At 66.1% G+C, this 25404-nt stretch carries 16 protein-coding genes and 1 pseudogene; 10 read left to right on the top strand and 7 right to left on the bottom strand.

Going from position 1 to position 25404, the window contains the following annotated elements:
* Positions 1–208: 208 nt before the first annotated feature.
* Together ACW170_RS00870 and ACW170_RS00865 are read right to left on the bottom strand one after the other, a co-directional pair.
* The gene (locus ACW170_RS00870; RefSeq protein ID WP_492087822.1) at positions 209–3301 is read right to left on the bottom strand and encodes an efflux RND transporter permease subunit; all 3093 of its coding nucleotides are present in this window, start codon (positions 3299–3301) and stop codon (positions 209–211) included.
* 9 nt (positions 3302–3310) lie between these two features.
* Positions 3311–4441 carry an efflux RND transporter periplasmic adaptor subunit gene (locus tag ACW170_RS00865; protein WP_492087821.1) on the bottom strand — a complete coding sequence of 377 codons (1131 nt, stop codon included), beginning with the start codon at positions 4439–4441 and terminating at the stop codon, positions 3311–3313.
* Between the two features lie 195 nt (positions 4442–4636).
* Between ACW170_RS00865 and lepA the strand changes: the two genes are divergently transcribed.
* Both lepA and ACW170_RS00855 read left to right on the top strand, forming a co-directional pair.
* Entirely contained in the window at positions 4637–6445 is a 1809-nt protein-coding gene (lepA, locus tag ACW170_RS00860; protein WP_426024834.1) for a translation elongation factor 4, read from the top strand.
* 275 nt (positions 6446–6720) lie between these two features.
* Complete coding sequence (locus ACW170_RS00855) at positions 6721–7485, top strand: hypothetical protein (protein ID WP_492087820.1); 765 nt, start codon at positions 6721–6723, stop codon at positions 7483–7485.
* A gap of 227 nt (positions 7486–7712) precedes the next feature.
* On the opposite strand, the pseudogene ACW170_RS00850 reads toward ACW170_RS00855, so the two are convergent.
* Positions 7713–7929, bottom strand: a pseudogene (locus tag ACW170_RS00850) (DUF559 domain-containing protein); the annotation flags it as partial.
* 151 nt (positions 7930–8080) lie between these two features.
* Complete coding sequence (locus tag ACW170_RS00845; RefSeq protein WP_492087819.1) at positions 8081–8980, bottom strand: protein NO VEIN domain-containing protein; 900 nt, start codon at positions 8978–8980, stop codon at positions 8081–8083.
* A gap of 589 nt (positions 8981–9569) precedes the next feature.
* Between ACW170_RS00845 and ACW170_RS00840 the strand changes: the two genes are divergently transcribed.
* Positions 9570–10391 (top strand): hypothetical protein, encoded by an 822-nt coding sequence (locus tag ACW170_RS00840; RefSeq protein WP_492087818.1) that lies wholly within the window; start codon positions 9570–9572, stop codon positions 10389–10391.
* 28 nt (positions 10392–10419) lie between these two features.
* Here the strand turns inward: ACW170_RS00840 and uvrB are convergent, their stop codons facing one another.
* Complete coding sequence (gene uvrB / locus ACW170_RS00835) at positions 10420–12762, bottom strand: excinuclease ABC subunit UvrB (protein ID WP_492087817.1); 2343 nt, start codon at positions 12760–12762, stop codon at positions 10420–10422.
* Between the two features lie 317 nt (positions 12763–13079).
* On the opposite strand from uvrB, the gene ACW170_RS00830 reads away from it, so the two are divergent.
* The 5 genes from ACW170_RS00830 to ACW170_RS00810 all read left to right on the top strand — a co-directional run bounded on the left by ACW170_RS00830 (position 13080) and on the right by ACW170_RS00810 (position 21292).
* Positions 13080–16139, top strand: a complete 3060-nt coding sequence (locus ACW170_RS00830; RefSeq protein WP_492087816.1) for a TonB-dependent receptor domain-containing protein — start codon at positions 13080–13082, stop codon at positions 16137–16139.
* An 18-nt stretch (positions 16140–16157) separates the two neighbouring features.
* Entirely contained in the window at positions 16158–17717 is a 1560-nt protein-coding gene (locus tag ACW170_RS00825) for a hypothetical protein (RefSeq protein ID WP_492087815.1), read from the top strand.
* A gap of 249 nt (positions 17718–17966) precedes the next feature.
* Positions 17967–18299 carry a PadR family transcriptional regulator gene (locus ACW170_RS00820; protein WP_492087814.1) on the top strand — a complete coding sequence of 111 codons (333 nt, stop codon included), beginning with the start codon at positions 17967–17969 and terminating at the stop codon, positions 18297–18299.
* A gap of 26 nt (positions 18300–18325) precedes the next feature.
* Positions 18326–19438, top strand: coding sequence for an HAAS signaling domain-containing protein (locus tag ACW170_RS00815; RefSeq protein WP_492087813.1), 1113 nt, complete (start codon positions 18326–18328; stop codon positions 19436–19438).
* Between the two features lie 78 nt (positions 19439–19516).
* A complete protein-coding gene (locus ACW170_RS00810) occupies positions 19517–21292 on the top strand; it encodes an SLC13 family permease (RefSeq protein ID WP_492087812.1) in 1776 nt (591 codons plus the stop codon).
* Between the two features lie 43 nt (positions 21293–21335).
* Here the strand turns inward: ACW170_RS00810 and ACW170_RS00805 are convergent, their stop codons facing one another.
* Both ACW170_RS00805 and ACW170_RS00800 read right to left on the bottom strand, forming a co-directional pair.
* Complete coding sequence (locus ACW170_RS00805) at positions 21336–21653, bottom strand: hypothetical protein (protein ID WP_492087811.1); 318 nt, start codon at positions 21651–21653, stop codon at positions 21336–21338.
* 102 nt (positions 21654–21755) lie between these two features.
* Positions 21756–24386 (bottom strand): M14 family metallopeptidase, encoded by a 2631-nt coding sequence (locus tag ACW170_RS00800; RefSeq protein ID WP_492087810.1) that lies wholly within the window; start codon positions 24384–24386, stop codon positions 21756–21758.
* Between the two features lie 111 nt (positions 24387–24497).
* Between ACW170_RS00800 and ACW170_RS00795 the strand changes: the two genes are divergently transcribed.
* Positions 24498–25202: a hypothetical protein gene (locus ACW170_RS00795; protein ID WP_492087809.1), complete on the top strand. Its 705-nt coding sequence runs from the start codon at positions 24498–24500 to the stop codon at positions 25200–25202.
* On the top strand, positions 25192–25401 hold the full coding sequence (locus tag ACW170_RS00790; RefSeq protein WP_154726509.1) for a helix-turn-helix transcriptional regulator: 210 nt from the start codon (positions 25192–25194) through the stop codon (positions 25399–25401). Before ACW170_RS00795 ends, ACW170_RS00790 begins: the two co-directional genes overlap by 11 nt.
* The last annotated feature ends 3 nt before the right edge of the window (positions 25402–25404 follow it).

Genomic DNA, 25404 nt, shown 5'->3' with positions numbered 1-25404 from the left:
TCCGTCCCTCCAAAATCCGTCACCCTTGTCTGCTGACGGCCTCGTCTGATTGTCCAGGTTGATGGCGGCGCACCGGCCGCCCTTGGTCCTTTCAGACCGTGCTTGAGCCCGGGGGCGCCGCCCCCCTTCATAAACCAGCCCGAACGGTCGCCGGGACCGATGTCGGCGCCGCGCCGTCAGGACAAGGAGACGGATTTACGGGAACCCACTACTCCACCAACGGCCCCTGCCTCGGCTGGGCCAGTTCCCGCTGTCCCGCCGTCGACCGGCGCAGGATGCGCCGCGCCCACTTGGCCACATCGTCGATGATGGTGAAGATGGCGGGGATATAGAGCAGGGACAGGAAGGTCGAGGAGATCAGCCCCCCCAGCACCGCAATCGCCATCGGCGAGCGGAACTGGACGTCGGCCCCGATCCCCATGGCGATCGGCACCATGCCCGCGCCCATGGCGAAGGTGGTCATCAGGATGGGCCGGGCGCGCTTGTGCGCCGCATCCATGATGGCTTCGTATCGCGGCATCCCCTCCTTCTCGGCCATGATGACATAGTCGACCAGCAGGATGGAGTTCTTGGCCGCGATCCCCATCAGCATCAGCACTCCGATCAGGGCCGACATGGAGAAGTTGGCGCCGCCGATGGCCAGGGCGATGAAGGCGCCGCCGATGGCCAGGGGCAGGGCCGCCATGATGGTGATCGGATAGGCGAAGCTTTTGAACAGCAGGGTCAGCACCGCATACATCAGCAGAATGCCCGAGGCGAAGGCGATGCCGAAACCGGTCAGCATCTCCTGGATGAACTCGGCGTCGCCGGCCGGCACCTGACGCACGCCGGCGGGCAGGTTCTGAACCGAGGGCAGGCGGTTGACCGCCACGCCGGCCGCGCCCGTGGTGATGCCGTCCAGTTCGGCGCTGATCGAGGCGATGCGCGACCGGTCTTGGCGGGTGACGGTGGCCGGACCGGCGCCGAACTCGATGTCGGCGACGGCGCTCAGCGGCACCGAGGCGCCGTTGTTGCCGGGCACGCGCAGGGTCTCCAGCACGCTCAGGTCCTCGCGGGCTTCCTCGGTCAACTGCAGCCGGATCGGGATCTGGCGGTCGCCCAGATTATATTTGGGCAGGTTCTGATCGACGTCGCCGATGGTGGCGACCCGCACCGCCTGCGAGATGGCGCCGGCCGAAACCCCGGCCAGGGCGGCCTCGTCCGCGCGCGGCGTGACCAGGATTTCCGGGCGGGCGATGGCGGCCGAGTTGACGACGTTGGCCAGGCCCGGGACGCCGCGCATCTCCTCCTCCACCTTGCGCGCGGCTGCGGTCAGGGCCTCAGGATTGTCGCTCAGAATTGAGAAGGTGTAGGTCGTGCCGTCGCCCGGCCCGCCCCCTTGTTGAGCGATGCCGGCGCGGATGCGGGCGCCGGGGATCTGTTTCATCTCGTCGACCATGACCCGCGCAAAGGCCTGCTGGCTCAGTTCGCGGTCGCCCTTGGGCACCATGTCGGCGTAGATGTTGGCCTGGGTCACGTCCTGGCCGCCGATGGCGGCATAGACCGAGGTGACCTCGGGGCGGGCCTCCAGCTTGCGGGTGATCTGCTGCACCACGGCGTCGGTCTGGCGCAGGGTCGAACCCGGCGGCAGCTCGACCTGGAAGGCCGCGCGGGCCGTGTCGCCGGGCGACATGAACTCGAACGACATCTTGGCCACGATCGAGGTTCCGATCGACCCGACCAGGAACAGGATGCCGATGATGAAGACCTTCCAGCGATTGCCCAGGCACCAGCGCAGGGCCTTCAGATAGCCGCTCATCCAGAAGGGATCGCGATCCTCATGGTGGGTGTGTTTCAGGATGAAGGCCGCCATCAGCGGCGTCAGGGTCCGCGCCACCAACAGTGAGAAGGCCACGGAGACGCAGGCCGCCAGGGCGAAGGCCTTGAAGAACTGGCCGATGATGCCCGGCATGAAGCCGACCGGCGCAAAGACGGCGATGATGGTGGCCGTGGTGGCCACGACCGCCAGACCGATCTCGTCCGCCGCCTCCAGCGAGGCGTCATAGGGCGGCTTGCCGTCGCGCATGTGGCGGACGATGTTCTCGATCTCCACGATGGCGTCGTCGACCAGGATGCCGATGGTCAGGGACAGGGCCAGCAGGGTGACGACGTTCAGCGACTGGTCCAGCGGGCCCAGGATGGCGAAGGTCGGGATCAGCGACATCGGCATGGCCGTCGCCGCGATCAGGGTGGCGCGCCAGTCGCGCAGGAAGATGAAGACGATAATGACGGCCAGGACGGCGCCCAGCAGCAGGGCCTCCAGCGAGGCCAGATAGCTCTCTTCGATCTCCTCGACGCTGGCCGTGACCTGACTGATGGTCAGCTCGGGATGGACCTCGTCGATCTTCTGGACCTCTTCGCGGACCCGTTCCGCGACCTTGACCTCGGACGCAGTGCGCGAGCGCAGGAAGTTGAAGGTTACGGCCTCCTGGCCGTTGTAGCGGGCCAGGCGACGCGGTTCGCTCCACTTGTCCTCGACCGTGCCGAGGTTATCCAGGCGCACGGTCTTGCCGTCGCCCAGCGGCACCAGGGTCTCGCGCAACTGTGCGACCGAGGTGGCGGCGCCCAGGGTGCGGACGGCGCGCTCGGACCCGGCGATGGTGACGCGGCCGCCGGGCAGGTTGTTGTTGACGTTGTTCAGCGCCTGGCTGACCTCGGCCGCGGTGACGCCGTAGGCCGACAGCCGTTGCGGATCCAGCTCCACCCGGATCTCGCGATCCACGCCGCCTGACCGGTTGACCTCGCCCACGCCGCCCAGGGCCAGCAGGGCCCGGCTCATCTCGTTGTCGATGAACCAGCTGATCTCTTCCGGCGTCATGGTCGGCGACCGGACCACATAGGTGATCAGGGCGTCGCCGGTGATGTCGATGCGCTGGACCGCCGGCTCCTGCATGTCCTGGGGCAGGCTGGCGCGCAGGCCGGTCATGGCGTTGCGCACGTCATTGGTCGCGCGGTCGGTGTCCGTGCCCAGTTCGAACTCGATCACCGTCGTCGAGACGCCGTCGCTGATGTTCGAGGTGATGTGGCGCACGCCCGACAGGCCGGCCAGCGAGTCCTCGATCAGCCGCGTGACCTGGACCTCCATTTCCGCCGGCGCCGAGCCGGGGCGGGCGGCGGTGACATTGACCAGCGGGAAGTCGATGTCAGGGTTCTGATTGATCCGCATCCCCATGAAGCCGACCACGCCGCCGAGCGTCAGCAGCAGGAACAGCAGGATGATCGGAATCGGGTTCTTGATCGCCCAGGACGACATCTGGTTCATCGGTCGGTCCTACTTGGCCGCAGGCTGTGTAGCGGGGCGGGCGCCGCCGGGGGCCTGGGCGACGTTGACCCGGTCGCCCTCGTTCAGGAAGCCGGCGCCGTCGACGATGACCTGGGCGCCGACATTGACGCCGGTGACCGCCGTCTGGGTGTCGGTCCGCGACAGGATGACGACCGGCTGGAAGTGAACCCGACCGTCGGCGGCCAGGCTGAAGACCCCCGGCTTGTTGTCGCGATACAGGACCGCGCCCGTCGGCACCGTGGTGGCCGGCTGGTCGCCGACGTCGATGTCGGCGCGGGCGAACATGCCCGGCCGCAGCGGGGCGCCTGGCGACAGCGAGATGCGCGCCAGGCCCAGGCGGGTGTTGGCGTTGACCTCGGGCGTGACGATCCGGACCGTGCCGCTGGTGGTTCCGGCCTCGCTTGAGGAGACGGTCGCCGACTGGCCGGCGCGAACCTGGGCCAGCTCGGTCTCGGGCACCTGGGCGTCCAGCTCCAGCCGGCCGTCGCGGACCATGCGGAACAGTTCGGTTCCGGCGGCGATGATCTGGCCCTTGGTGACGCTGCGGCTGATAATCAGGCCGGCGACGGGCGCGCGAATGGTGGCCTGGGACAGTTGCGTCTGTGTCTGGGCCAGGGTGGCGCGGGCGGCGGCCAGATTGGCGTTTGAGGCCCGCTGGTTGGCCAGGGCGGTGTCCAGCGAGGCCTGGCTGAGGAAGCCGCGTTCCTTCAGCTGCTGCGCCCGGTCCAGGGCCGCGTCGTCGCGCGCCACATTGGCTTCGGCCAGCTGCACCTGGGCCTGCTGCTGGCGCAGCTGGGCGCGCAGCAGGACGTCGTTCATCTGCACCAGGGGCTGGCCCTGACGGACATAGGAGCCCTCATCCACATAGACGGCGACGGCGGTCAGGCCGCCGGTCTCCGCCGCGACCGGCACTTCCTCCCAGGCTGAGACGGTGCCCGAGGCGGTGACGGTGCGCCGCAGATTGGTCTGGGTCACGGTGGCGGCGGTGACGGTCTGGCGCGAGCCGCCGGCGGCCCTCTCCTCGGTCGCCTCGTCGCCATGCCCCCCGCAGCCGGCCAGCAGGAAGGCCGACACGGCGAGAGCGCCAAGGCTGAAGGCGGTTCGGGTCGTCTTGGACACGGGAGATTTCCTCGGTTGCAGGCGAAGCGGACCGCCCGGCTGACGCCGGTGATCGCAGACCCGCTTCTTACCGCGTCTGCGAACGGTCCTCAAACGCCCATGCGCTTTATTGCAAAGCCTTAATCTGACACTGTCAGGGGCGCGGATCGCCGCGCCCGCTGGTCCCGGACCTCTACGCGTGATAGGGGCGCGCGGATGACGACTCCCCCTATCTCGAACATCCGGAACTTCAGCGTGGTCGCGCACATCGACCACGGCAAGTCCACCCTGTCCGACCGACTGATCCAATTCACCGGCGGCCTGACCGCGCGCGAGATGTCCGAGCAGGTCTTGGACAATATGGATATCGAGAAGGAACGGGGCATCACGATCAAGGCGCAGACGGTGCGCCTGAACTACCGCGCCAAGGACGGGCAGGACTATGTCCTGAACCTGATGGACACGCCGGGCCACGTGGACTTCGCCTATGAGGTCAGCCGGTCGCTGGCGGCGTGCGAGGGGTCGCTGCTGGTCGTGGATGCGTCGCAGGGGGTCGAGGCCCAGACGCTGGCGAACGTCTATCAGGCCATTGATAACAACCACGAGATCGTCCCCGTCCTGAACAAGGTCGATCTGCCGGCCGCCGAGCCCGAGCGGGTCCGCGCCCAGATCGAGGACGTCATCGGCATCGACGCCTCCGAGGCCGTGCTGTGCAGCGCCAAGTCCGGCATCGGCATCGAGGATGTCCTCGAAGCCATCGTCACCAAACTCCCGGCCCCCAAGGGCGACCCCGACGCCCCGCTGAAGGCCATGCTGGTCGACGCCTGGTACGACCCCTATCTGGGCGTCGTCGTCCTGGTGCGCGTCTTCGACGGGGTGCTGAAGACCGGCATGCGGGTCAAGATGATGCGCAACGGCTCGACCCACCTGATCGACCGCGTCGGCGTCTTCCTGCCCAAGAACACCCCGGTGGACCAGCTGGGCCCCGGCGAGGTCGGCTTCATCACCGCCCAGATCAAGGAAGTCGCCCACGCCGCCGTCGGCGACACCATCACCGATGAAAGAAAGCCGACCGCCGAACCGCTGAAGGGGTTCAAGGAGGTCCAGTCGGTGGTCTTCTGCGGCCTGTTCCCGGTCGACGCCGCCGACTTCGAGGACCTGCGCGCCGCCATCGGCAAGCTGCGGCTGAATGATGCGTCATTCACCTACGAGATGGAATCCAGCGCCGCCCTGGGCTTCGGCTTCCGCTGCGGCTTCCTGGGCCTGCTGCACCTGGAGATCATCCAGGAACGGCTCAGCCGCGAGTTCAACCTGGACCTGATCGCGACCGCCCCGTCGGTGGTTTACAAGATCGGCCTGCGCGACGGCTCCGAGATCGACCTGCACAATCCGGCCGACCTGCCCGACGTGATGCAGATCGAGACCATTTCCGAGCCCTGGATCAAGGCCACCATCCTGACGCCCGACGAATACCTCGGCAGCGTCATCAAGCTGTGCCAGGACCGCCGCGGCCAGCAGATCGAACTGTCCTACGTCGGCGCCCGCGCCATGGTGGTCTACGAACTGCCGCTGAACGAGGTGGTGTTCGACTTCTACGACCGTCTGAAGTCGATCTCGAAGGGCTATGCCTCGTTCGACTACGAGATCACCGAATACAAGGTCGGCGACCTGGTGAAGATGAACATCCTGGTCAACGCCGAGCCGGTGGACGCCCTGTCCATGCTGGTCCACCGCGCCCGCGCCGAGACGCGCGGCCGGGGCATGGTCGAGAAGATGAAGGAGCTGATCCCGCCCCATCTGTTCGTCATCCCGATCCAGGCGGCCATCGGCGGCAAGATCATCGCCCGCGAGACCGTGCGCGCGCTCCGCAAGGACGTGACCTCGAAATGCTACGGCGGCGACGCCACGCGGAAGAAGAAGCTGCTGGAGAAGCAGAAGGCCGGCAAGAAGAAGATGCGTCAGTTCGGCAAGGTCGAAATCCCGCAGGAAGCCTTCATCGCCGCCCTGAAGATGGACGAGGACTGATCCCGGATCTTCCCCCGCTTGCGGGGGAAGTGTCAGGCCGTGGCGCGCAGCGACACGCCTGACGATGGGGGAAGTCTTGCGTCAGGCGACACTTCCCCCTCCGACCCTGGTCCGCTGCGCGGACGCCGGGCCACCTCCCCCGCAAGCGGGAGAGGGTCTGGTTATGCGCGCTGGGGGCTGTAAACCGGCGCCGCGAGTCCTGTAAATTCAGGCCTTTGACCTGTAAATTCGGTTAGTTTCTCGCCTGAGCATCCGCATGATTCATGATGCGATGCATGGAACAGCGACGGAAATACAAGATTCAGCCGCCCTCGATCTGGGAACTGGTGCGCCGGGATTATCTGGCCGGGGACGGCGCCCGGCAGGTGGCCGCGCGGTACGGCGTCGGGACCGAGGCCCTGCGCGCCCGAGCGTCGCGCGAGGGCTGGTCGCGGTATCTGCAGCCGCAGACGGAGCCGAAGGGCGAGGCGGCGCCCGACAAGACGGCCTGGTTCGACGGCTTGCCGGATGAGGGCGATGAAACGCCCGACGACCCTGCCGTCCTGGTCCGCACCGCCACCGTGGCCTCGGGCCGGGCCATGCGCGCCCGCGCCTGGACCGAGGCCCGCACCCTGGCCGGCCTGGCCGAGGCCTATCACAAGCTGGCCGAGCGCGCCGACCCGGCCCGCAACGGCCTGACGGCGGAAACCGCGCCGCTGGAACTGGTCCTCGACATCCTGACCATGGACCGCATCGCCCTGGAGGACCGGTTCTGGCGCAAGCCGGACGAGGTCGATCCGGTCAAGGCGGCCTATCACGAGTGGCGGCGACAGGGTTCGCTGCGCCGCCGGGCCCACGAAGAGGTCAAGACCCGCCGCCGCTCCGCCACCGAGGCGCGGGTCAAGGCGCTGGAGGCGCAGCTGGAAGGGCGGGGCATCCCGCCGGTGGAGGAGGATGAGCGGGCGGCGCGCGTGCGGTTGGGGATCGATGTCATTGCGCCCGACGGCGCGGGGACGCGGCAGATGCCGGCGGCGGAGTTCAGGGTGAGGCTGGAGGATTGAGGGGGCTTCCTTCTCCCCTTGCGGGAGAAGGTGGCCGAGCGCAGCGAGGTCGGATGAGGGGTCGGTTTGGCGTGAACCGTCAGGGCCGGTGAAACCCCTCATCCGTCAGCCTTCGGCTGCCACCTTCTCCCGCAAGGGGAGAAGGAAGGTTTAGTCGCGCGTCAGGCCTTCCTCCGTCGCCGCCACAATGGCCGACAGCACCGCTTCCCGCTGGTTCCCGATCATCCCATTCGGAAATCGCAGCACCCGGAACCCCTGTTCGCGCAACCAGGCGTCCCGCTCGGCGTCCTCGATCCGGTCGTCATGCTGCGGCCCGTCCGCCTCGACGATCAGCCGATGCCTCAGACAGACGAAGTCGACGATATACCGCCCGATCACCATCTGCCGCCGAAACTTCAGCCCCGCCAGCCGCCGATCCCGCAACAGGCCCCACAGCCGCCGCTCATAATGGACGGGCTCGCGGCGCATCTGTTTGGCGCGGGATTGCAGCCAGTCGTCCATATCCAGATTGTGCGCAACGCCCGCCAAGATTGCAACCTCTTCCTTCTCCCCTTGCGGGAGAAGGTGGCCGAGCGCAGCGAGGTCGGATGAGGGGTCAGAAGGACGCCCGCCACGCCTCCGGCGTCAGCATCACCGCGCTTTCCAGCGGCGGCGCTAGGACGAAAAATTCCGGCCGGACGGGCAAGCTATGCACCCGGTAAAGCCGCCATGCGTCAGGCCGCTCCTGCGCCACCTCGCATTCCGTTCGCGTGAGGAAGAAGTCCGTCGATGGGCCGCCACGCGTGGCCTTCACCTCGATCAGTCGCTCACAACCATCCGTCGGGTCGAAGCTGCGGATGTCGTATCCGGCCCCGTCTCCGCGCTCCTGCGACGTCCATTCGACTTTCGTCGCGAGATCCGCCCGGTCATGGGCGATCAACTGGGCGCGTTCGTGATGGAAGATCCGCTCCTCGCCCAACAAGCCAAGCTGCCGGTTCCGCTGATCGCGAGCCGCCGGATCGAACTTCCGAACCAGTCGCGACAGACCTGCGGGTCGTCGGGGTCTCTCCGCGCCAAGGGGAGGGGCTGAGGTCATCAGCAGGGGCGCCGGGTCAAACACGGTCGAGGGCTCCGACACCCCGCTTCCATACGTCGGCTGTTCGGTCGCTTGGACCCGCAGGGAGTCGCGCAATGGCATCCCGATGTCCCAAGCGGCTGGATTCTGGTCGAGATGGCGTTCCAGTGCGGAGAAGATGGCCTCTTGGTAGTTAGGCCGACTGCCGAAACCATTCAGCTTGGGCATGCCCAGTTCGGTCAGGACGGCGGAGATGTTCCCGTATTTTTGACCGACCGAGCCGACGGTTCGGCCGATCTGATCGGACAGCGCCTTGGCGTGACGGGCCTTGATCAGCGGACGACCAGAGACCGCGTCGTCGAGCATGGCGAAATAGTCGGCGACGATGAGGTCTAACTCCTCCTCATCCCAGTCTCGGCCATACTTGCCCTGATCGACCAACCCAGTCTCCCCGCCAACCTTAGGTTAGTATGACGGCGACGGTCTTTACCAGGGCGCTAATCGCCCTTCCTTCTCCCCTTCCGGGAGAAGGTGGCCCGCAGGGCCGGATGAGGGGTCGGTTCGGCGTGGATCGTCAGGGCCGGTGAAACCCCTCATCCGACCTCGCTGCGCTCGGCCACCTTCTCCCGCAAGGGGAGAAGGATCAGAACGGCGATGACGGCACAGGCATGATCTGCGCGGAGCGAAACAGGGGGCTGAGTTGACGAAGAGGATTAGAAGTCGCCTAAATCTCAATTGCCGTTGGAGCTGAGTTCACTCGCTGGACTTGACGGAAAGTCGCGCTATGGTCGTCTGCGCTGCCCGTCTTAGCGAGTAGCTAATAGAAACTTATAGATGGGGATTCGTAGATGGCTTTACCGACAGAACTTTCAAATATCCGTAACCGGCTAAACGCCAAGAGCGTTAAGAGCTCGAACGAGACTAATCTACTTTCTGAACTTAATGCCCTAGATGCCAGGCTCCTTAGTGAAGCTGTACGAGGCATTGAAACGTCGGTGACTAAGTCTGCAGGCAGCGGAGCGGGTTGCCCGTGCTGTGGCCGATAAAACGACCCTCTAAAAAGCTATCTACGCCGGACGTCGACTACCAGCCCGTATGGATCGTCCACCGGCGTGATGGCAAAGACGGCCGTTCCGATATCCATTTTTCGGTTTGTAAACCGCAAGATGTCACGCCAGATCAGGCGGATTTGCATGCGGAGATAGAAAAAACGCTTACGGCTATTCATGCTATATTTGGAGCTAGAGAATATGCTTCTCGGTACGATGAGGTCGTATCGAAACTGCTTATGCTGTCACAGCTTGGACTTGTTGGCGTGCGAGGCGAATCAAATTCGGCGATAGCGAGGGGCGCGCTTAAAAGTCTACAAGACGAAATCGCTGAGCTTGATGGCTCTCGAGTAAAAAATGATTTCCTAAAAAAACTTGGCCTATTTGCAGGGCTTACAAGTATTCCTGCGGCATTGGTAATAGCAGGCATGTATATTTTTTATGGTGTGGATTCTTTTGATAGCCCATTGTTCAACTTAAGCTGCTTATGGTGCGCAAATCAGGCGGGCACTTGGGTGTCTTTTGCAAGTAGAAAGCTTGACATTGGATTTTTTGATTTATCACGGATTAGTGAAGATCAGCTTGAGCCCGCTGTTAGGTTGATATTTACAGGCTTTCTGGCAACACTGTTTTCGTTGATGCTTTGGGCTGGATTGTTTGCTGTACAGATCGGCGAATACAAAGCTGTAGGATGGGTAACAAGCCCTCTGATTGCCATCGTGCTAGGCGCGTTAACGGGAATTGCAGAGAAAGCTCTGCCAGCTAGCTTGCGCAACAAAGCCGAAAAATTGATTGCCGGCTAACGAGCAAGGTCTCCCTTGCCCGATGCCCCTACAACCGCCCCTTCCTGAACGCCTCCGCCTTCTCCGCCGCCGCTTCCGCGCGCCACTTCTTCGGCGCCGACCGGTCCACCTCTTCCCCCGCCCCCGTCAGGGCCTCGTTGGCGAATTCCAGGTCCAGCAGCTTCATGCGCTTGATCTCGTCGCGCAGGCGGCCGGCTTCCTCGAACTCCAGGTTGGAGGCGGCTTCGCGCATGCGGCCTTCCAGGTCTTTGAGCGCGGCCTGGAAGTTTGAGCCGACGAAGGGTTTGGAGGCCTCGGCGACGCCGGGGCGGGTCAGGCGGTCCATTTCGCGGGACTCATAGGGGCTGTCCATCAGCTCCTTGATGTCGCGCTTGACGCTCTCGGGCGTGATGCCGTGTTCGGTGTTGTAGGCCATCTGGCGTTCGCGGCGGCGGTCGGTCTCGGCGATGGCGCGCTCCATACTGCCGGTCATGCGGTCGGCGTACAGGATGACGCGGCCGTCGATGTTGCGCGCGGCGCGGCCGATGGTCTGGATCAGCGAGGTCTCGGAGCGCAGGAAGCCCTCCTTGTCCGCGTCCAGGATGGCGACCAAGCCGCATTCGGGGATGTCCAGCCCCTCGCGCAGCAGGTTGATGCCGATCAGGCAGTCGAACGAGCCCAGACGCAGGTCGCGCAGGATCTCGATCCGCTCCAGCGTGTCGACGTCGGAGTGCATGTAGCGGACGCGGATCCCCTGTTCATGCATATATTCGGTCAGGTCCTCGGCCATCTTCTTGGTCAGGGTGGTGACCAGGGAGCGGTAGCCGGCGCGGGTGGTGGCCTTGACCTCGTCGATGACGTCGTCGACCTGGTTGCGGGTGGCGCCGGAGACCGGGCGGATCTCGACGGGCGGGTCGATCAGGCCGGTGGGGCGAATGACCTGTTCGACGAAGACGCCGCCGGCCTGGTCCATCTCCCAGGCGCCGGGGGTGGCTGACACGTGAACCGTCTGGGGGCGCATGGCCTCCCATTCCTCGAACTTCAGCGGGCGGTTGTCGATGCAGGAGGGCAGGCGGAAGCCGTATTCGGCCAGGGTGGATTTGCGGCGGTAGTCGCCGCGGAACATGCCGTTGATCTGGCCGATGGTGACGTGGCTCTCGTCCACGAACAGCAGGGCGTTGTCGGGGATGTATTCGAAGAAGGTGGGCGGGGGCTCGCCCGGGGCGCGGCCGGTCAGCCAGCGGGAGTAGTTCTCGATGCCGGCGCAGCTGCCGGTGGCCTCCATCATCTCCAGGTCGAAACGGGTGCGTTGCTCCAGGCGCTGGGCCTCGAGCAGTTTGCCGTTCTCGATCATCCAGTCCAGCGTCTCCTTCAGCTCGGCCTTGATGCCGTTGGTGGCCTGGTTCAGCGTGGGGCGCGGGGTCACATAGTGGCTGGCGGCGTAGACGGTGATCTCGGTCAGGTCGGCGGTCTTCTTGCCGGTCAGGGGGTCGAACTCCTGGATCGCCTCCAGCTCGTCGCCGAACAGGCTGATGCGCCAGGCGCGGTCCTCGAGGTGGACCGGGAAGATTTCGATGACGTCGCCGCGCTTGCGGAACATGCCGCGGTCGAAGTTCAGGTCGTTGCGCTTGTACTGCAGCGCGATCAGATCGGCCCGCAGCTTCCCCTCGTCGATCTGGTCCCCGACCTTCAGCGTGAAGGTCATGGCCGTATAGGTCTCCACCGACCCGATGCCGTAGATGCAGGACACCGAGGCGACCACGATCACATCCTCCCGCTCCAGTATCGCCCGCGTCGCCGAGTGCCGCATCCGGTCGATCTGCTCGTTTATCGACGAGTCCTTCTCGATGTAGGTGTCGGTGCGGGGGACGTAGGCTTCAGGCTGGTAGTAGTCGTAGTAGCTGACGAAATATTCGACGGCGTTGTCCGGGAAGAAGCTCTTGAACTCGGAATAGAGCTGGGCCGCCAGGGTCTTGTTGGGGGCCAGGATCAGCGCCGGGCGCTGGGTCTGTTCGATGACCTTGGCCATGGTGAAGGTCTTGCCCGAGCCGGTGACGCCCAGCAGCACCTGATCGCGGTCGCCCGCCTCGGCCTGGGCGACCAGTTCGGCGATGGCGGCGGGCTGGTCGCCGGCGGGGGTGTATTTCGTCTCCAGCCGGAAACGTCCGCCCTTCTTCTTGCCCTCGTGCGAGGGGCGGTGCGGGACCCAGTCGGAAGGGGCGGCGACGGGCTCCTCCGGCGTCAGGCGCGGGCCGGTGACGGGGGCGAACATCGGCATTTTCCCGGTGTCGCGCTTGAAGGCGGCGGCGGCCTCTCGCACGCCGGGGTCAGGCGTGTGGACGGGCTTGGCCGGCTTTGCGGCGGCGGGCTTCGGCGTCGAGGAACGGTTCATGAACAGAACTTAGTGCGCGGCTCAGGCGTCCGCCATAGCCGCGATGAGCGCTGCCAAGCTCAGAAAGGGGCTGGACGCCAAAAATGGCGAGAAAACGGCGTAATGTAGAAATAAAATGCTACTTTACGCCGCACAATGATGCATTTCGCGCGCAATTTGTCCTTGTTCTCAACTTTTATGCGACTTTTTAGTTGCAGTTCGCTTTCAGGGCGCTTAGGCCGGTCCCATAACGGATGCATTCTGTATATCGGTGATACATAACACTGATATACATATCGTGTTCGAGTATTGTGTCAATCTTATCTGTGAAGAGGCGTATGCGTACTCGTAAGAACAACCTTCTTGCATCGACCATGGTCGGTGGAATTGCAGTCGCCTCCATGGCGATGTTTGCCCCGTCCATGGCTCTGGCGCAGGATGCTTCGGTCACCCAGGCCGAAGACTTGGCCAGCGTCGACGACATCGTCGTCATCGGCTCGCGCATCCGCCGCGACAACTACAACGCCCCGTCGCCGACTCAGGTGGTGACGCGCGAAGAGGCGACCCTGCAGGGCTTCGCTTCGACGACCGAGGCGCTGCAGAGCACGGCCGTGACCGGCGGCACCTCGCAGATCAACAACTCGTACGGCGGCTACGTCACCAACGGCGGCCCCGGCGCCAACACCATCGGCCTGCGCGGCATGAGCCCCAGCCGCACCCTGGTGCTGCTGAACGGCCGTCGCGTCTCGCCGGCCGGTTCGCGCGGTTCGGTCGGCGCAGCCGACCTGAACGTGCTGCCGACCGCCATCATCGACCGCGTCGAAGTGCTGCGTGACGGCGCCTCGTCGGTCTATGGCTCGGACGCCGTCGCCGGCGTGGTCAACATCCAGACCCGCAACAACTTCGAAGGCGTCACCTTCGAAGGCCAGCGCAACGAGCCGCTGGAAGCCAATGGCGCAGGCGGTTCGACCCGTCTGTCGCTGACCGCCGGTACGCGCGGCGACCGCTGGCGCGCCGCCGGTTCGGTCGAACGCTATGAGCGTGACGAACTGACCCTGCGCGACCGTGAGTTCACGCGCTGCCAGACCGACGGTTTCCGCAACGGCCAAGACTATATCGACCCGCTGACCGGCCAGTCGAAATGCTATCCGATCACCACGACCGGCTCGAACGGCGTGACGATCAACACCATCGCCACCGGGCCGTTCACATCCGATGCGCAGAACGCAGCCCTGACGGGCGCCGGCCTGCGGCCGGGCGTCGTGGGCGCGGCGGGCGTTCCGGGCGTCGCCTATACCAATGGCGTCTCATTCAACCGTTGGCGTCCGAACTCCGGCGTCTCGACCGGCCTCGTCGGCTTCGAAGGCGTCGGTGGCTCCTACCTGAACGACCCGGCCAACCCCACCCGCACGGTGGCGCTCGACCTCAACATCCGTGACACCTTTGAAGATCGGATGCTGAACGAGTCGCTGATCTCGCCGGTGGACATCACCACCCTGTACGGCGAAGTCGGCTACGACCTGCACGCGCTAGGCAACGCCGAGGTCTATGGCGAAGCCCTGTTCAACCAGCGCAAGTCGTCGCAGACCGGCTATCGCCAGCTGTCGCTGGACTACGCCGTCGGCAGCCCGCTGATCCCGGCGAACCTGCAAGACAGCGTCGCCTTCGGCGACCAGGGCCTGAACAAGGGCCAGAACGTCGGCGTCCGCGCCTTCATCGGCTTCGGCAATGACTACTCCGAACAGGAAGTGGACTTCGGCCGCTATGTCGCCGGCATCAAGGGCGATCTGTTCCTGCCGGAATGGCGCTATGACGCCTACGTCAGCTATTCGCGCTCCAAGTCGACCTACACTAGCGAACAGTTCCTGACCGATCGCATGATCGAGTCGCTGGACGTGGTCCAGACGGCGCCGGGCCAGTTCCAGTGCGCCCAACTGGCTTCGAACCCGGGCTGCGTCGCGGCCCCGGCCCTGACGACACAGACCATCGGCGGCGTCCTGCCGCAGGACTGGGTCGACTATGTCTTCCGTCCGGTGACCGGCACGACCGAGTTCATCGAGAAGGTGGTCAGCATCGGCATCGACGGTCCGCTGTTCAGCCTGCCCGCAGGCCAGGTCATGGGCTTCTTCGGCGCCGAATGGCGTGAGTCCGAGATCGACGACACCCCGGGCCTGGATAGCCAGCTGGGCAACACCTACAACTTCTCGACCTCGGCCATCACGCGCGGCTCGGACTCGGTGAAGGAAGTGTTCGGCGAAATCGAAGCGCCGATCCTGGTCGATCTGCCGGGCGTGCGCGAGCTGACCCTGAACGGTTCGTTCCGCTACACGGACTATGACTCCTACGGCGACGACACGACCTACAAGGTCGGGCTGGTCTATCGTCCGATCGACTGGGTTACGGTTCGCGGCACCTACGGCACCTCGTACCGCGCCCCGGCGCTGTTCGAACAGTTCGTCGGCGCCACCACCGGCTTCCTGTCGAACACCAACGACCGCTGCAACAACTACGGCGCGCCGGGCGTGAACCCGAACCGCGTCGCCAACTGCTCGGCCGAAGGCCTGGCGGATGATTTCCAGTCGACCACCAGCGTCGAAGTGATCACCGCAGGCGGCGCCGACGCCGGCCTGGCGGCCGAAACCTCGACCAACATGACCGTCGGCCTGGTCGTCCAGCCCCCGCTGCCCTCGGGCTGGGGCGATCTGGCCTTCGCCGTCGACTATTACGAGATCGAGGTCGAGAACGGCGTGTCGCGCACCGGCGCAGGCGAAATCCTGACCCGCTGCTATGACTCCAACCCGGAAGACTTCGCGGCCGACGCCGGCTTCTGCCGCCTGATCACGCGCGATGCGGCGGACAACAGCCTCACGGTCCGCGACAGCTACGTCAATCTGGCGACGGACAATGTGAAGGGGCTGGATTACACCGTCCGTTATCGCAAGGACGTCGGCCCGGGCACGGCGCTGTTCAACCTGGCGATCACCCAGTACACGGAAATCTCGAACAAGCTGTTCGCCGAAGATCCGCTGGAAGACTACACCGGCATGATCGACAATCCGGAGTTCACCGGAACGGCCGACGTCTCCTACGCCTGGGACAAGTGGCGCGTGCGCTACGGCGTCGAATGGATCCAGGGCACCGACAGCTACGCCTACTATGAGGAAGATCCGGCCACGTCGGACTACGACCTGGCGACGGACGACTACTGGCTGCACAACACCTCGGTCCAGTATGCGTCCGACGGCTGGACCGCCACGCTCGGCGTCCGGAACCTGTTGAACGACAACCCGCCGACCATCTCGTCGGGCGTGTATAACCGGGTCGGCAACGCCCCGCTGTACTCGGGCTACGACTACCTGGGCCGCACGGCCTTCGTGAACCTGACCAAGTCCTTCTAAGGATCACTCGGTTCTAGAATGAATGAGGCGGCGGACTTCGGTCCGCCGCCTTTTTTTGGTGAGTGCGTCTGGGTTGTTGTGGGGCGTCGCATCGCGCTACGCTCTCTCGTTGTTTGTGCGGGGGCGACGATGGCTTTGGGACGTATTCTCTTGTGTCTGATGATCCTGGCGATCAGCGGGGCAGGCGCGGGGGCGACGGCCGCCAGCGAGGCGGAGGTTCGTATCCGGACCGGCCAGGATGGACTCCACGTTCACTATCGCCTAGCTGAGCCGACCTCGCGACTGGTTTTCGCCAACGACCACACGATCCGAACGCTTTGGACAGTAGAGACGCCCGGACTGCGTCTGGAGGAGGGCGCCATCGTTTCGGAGCAACCGTTCTCTGAGTTCGACCTGGTGATCGCGCCCGATGCGGCGGAATTGGACCGGATCTACATGGGGTTGGTTCGAGTCGGGGATGGCTGGATCTTGCATGGCCCCGCATTGGCGCTCGAGGGCGTCGATACTGTGCTGGCGGTCGATCTTGCGCCCGGCGAGGCCGTGCTGCCGGAACAGGGCGGTATAGAGGGCGCAGTCTATGTCGGGCCCGCTGATGTAATCCTGTCGGAGAACGGCGCACTGGTGGTGACGGGGGCGGGGGTCGCAGAGGCGCTGTCCACGCCGATGCGCGAGGCCTTTGTCGAGGCGCGGGTTTTCTACGGGACCAGACTGGCGCTGACGCTGCCCTATACGCCGACCCTGGTCATTACCGCCGATAGTCCCGGGCCGTCAGGTTTCCGTGGCGATGTCAGCGATACCGGCCTCATCTCCACGCGTTTTCATGGCGACTGGAGCGGGCCTCAGGACGATACGCGGCCGTTCGTGAAGAGCTTCGTCTGGCATGAGAGTTTCCATCTGTGGAACGGCCACGGCGTCGCGTTGACCGACGGAGGCTCGGCGCCCTGGTTGCACGAGGACGGGGCGGAATATGCCGCTATGCTTGGTTCGGTCAGCACCGGGGATATGACCGAAGAACAGGGCCGCGCCTCTTTGACAACGCGGCTGAACGGGTGCCGGTCCTTTCTCGGATCAAAGACGCTGAATGGACGTGGTATCCGCAATGGAAGCGCTGTCTATGACTGCGGCGTCCTGATCCAGTGGTTGACGGACATGGAACTGCGCAAGGCTGGCAAGCAGACGGTGATGGACGTTTGGCGCGAAATCTTGACGACTGGCCGGCGCAGCGGAGGATATGGCGTCGCTGAATTTCGCGCCTGGCCTGAGGCGAACGCCGCCGTCTCAATGGTGATTGATGGGGCGGGGGAGGGGCGATGGGTCGGGATCGAGGCGCGGCTCGGCGCACTCGGGGTCGTTCTGGAGAACAGGCCCAGCGACAATGACTATCGCCAAGCCGTTCTGTGGCATCTCAACAGCCAGAACTGCAGCAATGACGGTGCGGGCAAGGGCTACTACACGACGCGAGAGGGCATCAAACTGGACACGGCGACACGTGTGGCGTCCTGTCGGGAGATCCTGAGATCGCGACCATTGAAGGCTTCGACCCCTTCGCCGAGGTCAAACCGATGTTCGACGCCGTGACGGCGCGGTGCGCGACAGGCGAGCCGGTGCGATATGGTCTTCGGAGCGGCGGCGTGTTGGAGGCGCTTTGCGCCGCGCCTCTGAAAATCCCCGAGGCCTATTTTATCGCCGGGGCCCCGGCGCTTTCTTTGCTTCCCTGATCATTGACGACAGCATCGCCGCTCGCATTACGGCGGCCTCTTGACTCCCTCGCACAGTATGTCCCATACACTGTGTGTCACACACTATGTGACGCACGGAGGCGAGCGGGTGAGCCAGGATGAGGAACTGCTGTTCGAGAGCCTGCGGCTGGAGCTGCGGCGGGGGTCGTTGATCCTGGCGGTGCTGGCGAGCTTGCGGCGCGAGCAATACGGCTATTCGCTGCGGGTCGCCCTGGGCGAGGTCGGGGTCGAGATGGAGGAGAGCACCCTCTATCCGCTGCTGCGCCGGCTGGAGAGCCAGGGGCTGCTGGACAGCGAGTGGCGCGAGGAGGAGCGGCGCAAGAAGCGGTTCTACCGCCTGTCGCTGCGCGGGGAGGCCATGCTGGCGCGGCTGGCGGCCGAATGGCGGGGCCTGTCGGCCTCGCTGGAGAAGATGCTGTGAACATCGGGAAAGAGGGAGAGCGTGGGATGGACCTGGTTGAATCCTATCTGAAGGCGGTGGCGGCCCAGCTGCCCAAGGCGACGCGCGACGACATCGTCGCCGAGCTGCGCGACGAGATCATGGGGCGGCTCGAGGCGCTGGAGGCGCGGCTGGGCCGGGCGCCGAGCGACGACGAGGTCGAGGCCCTGCTGCGCGAGGTCGGCCATCCGCTGACGGTGGCGGCGCGCTATCGGTCGGGGCCGCAGGCGCTGATCGGGCCGGAGCTGTATCCTTGGTGGCTGTTCGCGGTGAAGACGGCGCTGCTGGTGATGGCGTGCGTCACCCTGATCGGGGTGGGGGTGCAGGTGCTGACCGGCGACGTCTATGCGGGGCAAAGCCTGGGCGAGGTCGTCGGGGGTCTGTTCAACGGGGCGGTGTCGGTGATCGGGGTGGTGACCCTGATCGGTTTCGTGCTGGAACGGCAGGAGAAGAAGCCCGACTTCATCGCCAAATGGCGGGTCAAGGACCTGGGCCTCTTTGAACTGGGCGGCGACATCGACGCCGAGACCTGGGGGCAGAGGCTGGCGCGCGGCGGGGCGACGCTGCGTGAAGGCGTGGCCGCCAAGTCGGGGCCGGAGGTGCGCAAGAGCGCCGAGATGTCGCCGGTGGCGCGCGCGGTGTCCAGCGCCATCGCCTGGGCGGTGCTGCTGCTGTGGTGGACCGGCCTGCTGCCGGTCGCCTCGATCCGGCCGGACGAGGTGGCGGGGGTGCTGGACGGCGTCGACTACGGCCGGATCCTGGCCGAGATCGTGGCGGCCGCCTACTGGCCCGTGACCCTGTTCGCGGCGGCCAAGGTGGTGTTCGACCTGATGCGGGCGGCGTCGGGCGGCAATGTGCGGCTGACGGCTCTGGGCGACATCGGCTTCGGGGCGGCGGCGGCCTGGGGCGTGGCGTGGCTGTGGTTCTGGTCGCCGCTGACGCCGGTGATCTGGGTCGGCACGGTGACGGAGTTCGCCGAGCGCCTCCAGTCGACCTTCCATCGGACGACGGGCGACGGCGGCGGGCTGGCGGCGATCCTGATGCTGATCGTGGTCTGGGCCTTCCTGGGCGAGATCTGGCGCATCTTGCGGGCGGCGGGGCGACTGGTCGCGGGACGATGAAGGGGCGTTGAACCTCCGGTCGGTTTCGCCGTTGCTGTCCATCGGCGGCGCTGGGCGGCCGGGGGCGAGAGCATCTGAGTGACACTACAACAGGGTTTGGCCTTCGGCCTGGTCGGTCTGACGGTCGCGGCCTTCATCTGGGGCCGGTTCCGTTATGACCTGGTCGCAGTGGCGGCGCTGGTGGCGGGGCTGGCCATTGGGGTGATCCCGGCCGAGGCGGCGTTCGAAGGCTTTTCCAACGATGTGACGGTGATCATCGCCTGCGCCCTGGTGGTGTCGGCGGCCTTCGCCAAGTCGGGCATCGTCGAAATGGCCCTGAAACGGATCATGCCGTATCTGAAGACCGAGCGGTCGCAGGTGCCCGTGCTGACCACGGCCGTGACCCTGTTGTCTATGGTGACCAAGAATGTCGGCGCCCTGGCCATCATGATGCCGGTCGCGTTGCAGGTCAGCCGGCGCACGGGGACCAAACAATCGCGGCTGCTGATGCCCATGGCGTTTGGGGCCATGGCGGGGGGGATGGTGACCCTGGTGGGGACCGCGCCCAATATCCTGGTCGCCGAGGTGCGTCAGGACGTGATCGGCGAACCGTTCCAGATGTTTGACTATGCGCCGGTGGGCCTGATCCTGACCGGGGTGGCTCTGGTGTTTCTGGCGTTTGGGTATCGGCTGTTGCCCAAAGACCGGACGGGGAGCATCGGCCTGTCGGCGGCTCTGTCCGCCAACGCCTATCTGACGGAGGCGCGGGTTCCGGACGACTGGACGATGGAGGCCAAGGCGATCAGCGCCTTGAAGGCCATGGCGCCGGACGAGATCCAGGTGATGGCCCTGATCCGCGACGGCAAGCGCAAGACCCGGCCGCGCGGCAACACCCTGGTCCGGGCCGGGGACACCCTGCTGATCAAGGGGGATCAGGAGGCGCTGGAAGGGTTTATCGACGCCACCAAGCTGAAACTGGTGCGGGGCGATCGGCCGGTGCTGCTGGAAGAGGCCAAGGACGAGGTCAGCCTGGCCGAGGCGGTGATCGGTGCGGACTCGCTGTTGATCGGGCAGTCGGTGCGGTCGCTGGACCTGTACGGTCAGCATGGGCTGAACCTGCTGGGCGTCTCTCGCAGCGGCTATGAGCTGACCCAGCATCTGCGGACGGCCAGGCTGCAGGCGGGGGACGTACTGCTGCTGCAGGGGTCGGAGGCCGGCCTGCCCGGGCGGTTGGCGACCCTGGGTCTGTTGCCCTTGGCGGAAAGGGACATGCGGCTGGGCGGTCAGCGGCGCAAATTCCTGCCGGCCGTGGTGCTGGCGACGGCCATGGTGATGGTCGGGTTCGGCCTGATCCCGGTGTCGATCGCCTTCTTCGGCGCGGCGGTGGTGATCGTGGCCCTGGGCGGGCTGAAGATGCGCGAGGCCTATGCCGCGCTGGACGGGCCGCTGCTGGTGCTGATCGCCGCCCTGATCCCGGTGTCGGACGCGATCCAGCAGACAGGCGGGGCGGACCTGATCGCCGGGGGGCTGAAGTCGGTGTTCCAGGGCATACCGCCGGTGGTGGCGGTGGCGGGCATGATGTTCGCGGCCATGGCGGTGACGCCCTTCCTGAACAATGCGGCGACGGTTCTGGTGGTGGCGCCCATCGCCGCGACCCTGGCGCAGCAGTTGGGGTATCGGCCCGATCCCTTCCTGATGGCGGTGGCGGTGGGGGCGGCGTGCGACTTCCTGACCCCTATCGGGCACCAGTGCAATACGCTGGTCATGGGGCCGGGCGGGTACAGGTTCTCGGACTATCCCAAGCTGGGGGCGCCGCTGAGTCTGCTGGTGCTGGTCATCGGTCCGCCGACCATATTGCTGTTCTGGCCGATGTAGGACGCGCCGGTCCCTGCGAGCTGGGACCGGCGCTTGATGGTGCTCAGGTGGAGCGGGTGGGGGCGGCGGCGCAGGACAGCCGACCATTGTCGTTCTGAATCTGGGCCCCTCGGCAGCTGCGAACACTCAGGGTCGAGGAGACCGATTGGCCGTCCTTGGCGATACAGCGCGCGCGCAGCCGGTCGCCGTTGAGGCTGATGCTGCGGCAAGTCTCGCGATAGGCGCCGACCGGCAGGGCGCGGCCCGAGGCGGCGGGCTCCGGGCTCGGCCGGTCCTGGGCCGTGGCGCTGAAGGCGACCAGGCCGGCGGCCCCGACGGCTGCGCCGATATAGGCAAGGGTGGAAAGAGACTGTCGTATCAAGGCGTAGCTCCCGTTTTTCTATTCGCGCCTCTGCGGGCGAAAAACGAGGTTATGCCCCTCTGAGCCTGTGTCCAGCCCTGATCGCGGTCAGGCTCTGGGACTTTACCAGCGTGGCGAGACGTGGGCCGGCCCCTTGAACACCGCATTGGCGAACAGGGGCTTCAGGCCTTCAAGATAGCCGCGCACCGTGGGGTCCTGGGTGAAGGCGATCAACTGGCCCGAGCCCAGGGTCTCGACCATGACCACCGGCTTGTAGCCGAGCTGAGCCTGGTTCTCGGCCCACAGCTGGCCCGAGGCCAACAGCCGGTCCGAGCCTTCGAACCGCACGGCGTTGACGCCCTCGCCGCGCTTCAGCGGGGCGTAGATGTCGGCGCCGCGCACCAGGACGTTCAACTCGGACGGCAGGCCGGCGCCGATCCAGTGGTCGGGATCGACGTGGGCGCGGGCCAGGACGCCGGCGACGGAGTCCGGACCGTGGTCGCTGTGGGCCAGCAGGGCGGCGTAGTCGGTCTGGTTGGCGATCCGGGCGGGGCTTTCGGGCTTGTCGTCGTCCTGGTCCAAGGCGCCGTCCTCGCGGCGCGAGGCCAGCATGTCGCTGTCGGGGTCGGTCAGCAGGCGGGTGGCGGTTCCCAGGCTGATCAGGGTGCCGCCGCGCGAGACCCAGTCGTGCAGGGCCTTGACCCCGCCCTCGCCCAGGACGGAGGCGTAGTCGCGGCCCTCGGGCAGGATCAGGACCTGGTATTGCGACAGGTCGGCCTCGTCGAAGCTGGCGGTGCGGATGGCGGTGACCGGGTAGCCCAGGTCGCGTTCCAGCAGCCAACGGGTCGCGCCGGCGGCGTCCGGGGCGGTCGGGCTGTCCCAGGCCAGGGCGATGCGCGGGGCGCGCAGCCGCACCACGTCGCTGGAGCCGAAGCCGGCGCCGCGCTCGACCCAGGATTCATCGACGCCGATCACCTCGGCGCCCGTGTCGGCGGCGAGACGTCCCAGAGTGGCGACCAGATCGGCGGGGGCGCCGGCTTTCGGCAAGACCAAGGTTCCGGCGGGCCAGTCCCGGCCGTTCTGGGTGAAGGGCTGGTCGGCGGAACTGATCGTCAGCCCGGCCTGCAAGGCGGTGGCGAGGAAGCGGGGCTGGGCCGATCCGGGCGCGACCAGGAAGCCGTAGCGAGCCTCGGCGTTCTGGACGGCGGCGGGCGTCACCAGCTCCGGGCCGCGCGCCTCGACGGCGACGCCGGGCGCGCTGTCGCAACGGCTCGCATCGACGCCGAACATCAGGGGCAGGGACCAGGCGGTGACGTCATAGATCTCGTCGTCCAGGCCGCGCGCGCGACGGCGCTCCTGCTCGGCCAGGAAGGCGGGCGGGATGGGCACGTCGCGGGTCAGCAGCACCTCGGCCATCCGGCGCTGGGGCTGGGCCAGGTTGATCACATAGTCGCCCGCGCGGTGTTGGCCGGCGCAGGCGAAGGCCTGACGCGCGACCCCGACCTCGATGCCCGAACGGACCAGGAGGCCGGCGAGACGGTCGGCGGCGGCGGGATCCGAAGCGCGCGACAGGACATAGGCGCCGCGTCCCGCCACGCCGTCGCGGTGATAGGCGTAGAAGTCGTTCAGCAGCCGGTCGTGATTGCGCGAGGCTGTCTCTATGGTGGCCAGTGTGGCGGTCAGGTGGGCGCGGACGGTATCGGCGTAGGTGAAGATCTCCCCGGAGCTCCGTCGGGCGGCCAGACCGCGAGCCGATCCGACCTCGTAGGTCATGGAGACGGCGCCGAGATAGCCGGGCCAGCCGTCGCCGTAGCCGGGATAGAAGGCGTCGAAGACCTTGCGGTTGAAGTAGGACAGGCCCGCCGCGTCGAACCGGGCGCCGGTGTTGCGGCCGAACAGGGCGCGGTTCTCCAGGGTGCGCGGCCAGATCCACGGGTTCAGCGGCTCGGCCTCGGGCGGGAAGAAGAAGGTCTCGTCCGAACCCATCTCGTGGCTGTCGACGACGACCTGGGGGCGCCATTCGCGGACCTGGGCGGAATGACCCTGGGTCTCGGGCTGGGTCTGGATGAACCAGTCGCGGTTCAGGTCGAACAGATAATGGTTGTAGCGACCGCTGGGCCAGGGTTCGTCGCGCTCGGCCGAGGCCGGGTCGGGATTGGGCAGGGAGCCGCGACCCGAGGCGAAGCTGTTGAGGAAACGCTCGCGTCCGTCCGGGTTCTGGGTCGGGACGAAGACGACGACGGTGTTGGCCAGCCAGGCCTGGGCGGTCGGGTCGGTCAACAGGCGGCGGGCGGCCTCCATGGCGGCGTCGGCGGGGCTGATTTCGTTGCCGTGGACCGAATAGGCCATCCACACCAGCACCGGCTGGTCCGCGATCAGGGCGGCGGCCTGCTGGGCCGAGGTCAGGCGCGGATCGGCCAGGGCGCGGGACTGGGCCTTGATCTGGTCCAGGCGGGCGATGTTGGCGGGCGATCCGACGGCGGCCCAGAACAGGGGGCGGCCTTCCCAGCTCGTGGCATAGTCGCCGATGGCGACCTGGTCGGGGGCGGCGGTCTTCAGGGCCTCGAAATAGCGGCGCACGTCGGCGGCGCGTGTGATCTCCTGACCGCTGTCATAGCCGAGGGCCTGGCGCACGGTGGGGATGTCTACGGTCGTCTGGCGGGCAACAGCAGGCTGGACCGACAGCAAGGCGGCGGCGCAGGCGCCGGCCAGGGCGAAAGCGAGCGTACGCGCGGTGCGACGATGACTGGACATGAATTGAACCCCCAGGAGGCAGTCACCTTAGTCGGCGCACGGAAAAAGAAAACGGCTTGACGTGTAACCTATGGGTGATATGTCACCTCAAGGTTACGTCAGGAGGACGGCATGAGCAACAGCGACGATAAGGCGATCCAGCGCGCGAACTTGGAGAGAAGCCGGTGCTGGTGGACGGCGCTCGCCCTGACCGCCGTCGGGGTCGCAGCCATGGTCGGCGGCGCGGGCTTTGCAGTTGTGTATGGCGTAGAGGGCGATCAGGCGACGGCGGCCGGTGTGGCGGCGGGGGTGGGTTTCGGTCTGACGCTCATCGGCGCGATCTGGGCGTGGAGCGCGCGTCCAGGCCAGCTGATCAATGTGGCGGCGAGCGGCGAAGGGGCGCGTCGTGACAAGTTGGAGCGCGCGCGCACCCAACAGCTTGTGATGCTGCCCGTGGTTCTGCTGCTCTTTATGGCTCAGGCGCATCGAGCAATGGAGCGGATCCTGGGCGGGGACCATAATCTGGGCGCCTATGTGCAGGTTCTTCTGCCGGTCCTCTATGGCTGGCTCATCCCGCTTGTGGTCATGGGTTGGGACGCGCACACGCGCAAGCACCGCCGCTTCCTGGAAGACGAACTGACCCAGCTGATGCGGGCCAAGTCGATGATCCTGGCCTTCGTTGTCCTGATGGCGGGGATAACCTTGGCCCTGGGGCTGGGCCTCTGGCGCGCCCAGTACGGCATCATGGCCTTGCCCTATGTGCTGGCGATAGGCGGGGCGTCGGCTGGCCTGAGGTTCGCCTGGTTGGACCGGGAGGCCGGGCGCGATGGGGAGTAGCCGGCTGGGGCTGAGGTTGAAGGAAGTTCGCACGGCGGCAGGTCTGACGCAGGCTCAGCTGGCCGACGCCGCCAAGGTTTCGCGCAAGACGATCAATACGGTGGAGAACGGGGTCTTCATCCCCTCGACCATTGTGGCCCTGGATCTGGCGCGGGCGCTGAACACGACGGTGGAGGCGATCTTCTATCTGAAGGACTGAGCA

It is taken from the genome of Brevundimonas sp. FV2ps16 (assembly GCF_058681075.1).
Note: the sequence above shows the minus strand (reverse complement) of the source record. Positions and strands in the feature narration are given on the sequence as shown.

Coding starts and splice junctions, on each gene's coding strand:
- ACW170_RS00870 (WP_492087822.1), bottom strand. CDS start 3,301: ATGAACCAGATGTCGTCCTGGGCGATCAAGAACCCGATTCCGATCATC.
- lepA (WP_426024834.1), top strand. CDS start 4,637: ATGACGACTCCCCCTATCTCGAACATCCGGAACTTCAGCGTGGTCGCG.
- ACW170_RS00855 (WP_492087820.1), top strand. CDS start 6,721: ATGGAACAGCGACGGAAATACAAGATTCAGCCGCCCTCGATCTGGGAA.
- uvrB (WP_492087817.1), bottom strand. CDS start 12,762: ATGAACCGTTCCTCGACGCCGAAGCCCGCCGCCGCAAAGCCGGCCAAG.
- ACW170_RS00830 (WP_492087816.1), top strand. CDS start 13,080: ATGCGTACTCGTAAGAACAACCTTCTTGCATCGACCATGGTCGGTGGA.
- ACW170_RS00825 (WP_492087815.1), top strand. CDS start 16,158: ATGAATGAGGCGGCGGACTTCGGTCCGCCGCCTTTTTTTGGTGAGTGC.
- ACW170_RS00815 (WP_492087813.1), top strand. CDS start 18,326: ATGGACCTGGTTGAATCCTATCTGAAGGCGGTGGCGGCCCAGCTGCCC.
- ACW170_RS00800 (WP_492087810.1), bottom strand. CDS start 24,386: ATGTCCAGTCATCGTCGCACCGCGCGTACGCTCGCTTTCGCCCTGGCC.
- ACW170_RS00795 (WP_492087809.1), top strand. CDS start 24,498: ATGAGCAACAGCGACGATAAGGCGATCCAGCGCGCGAACTTGGAGAGA.
- ACW170_RS00790 (WP_154726509.1), top strand. CDS start 25,192: ATGGGGAGTAGCCGGCTGGGGCTGAGGTTGAAGGAAGTTCGCACGGCG.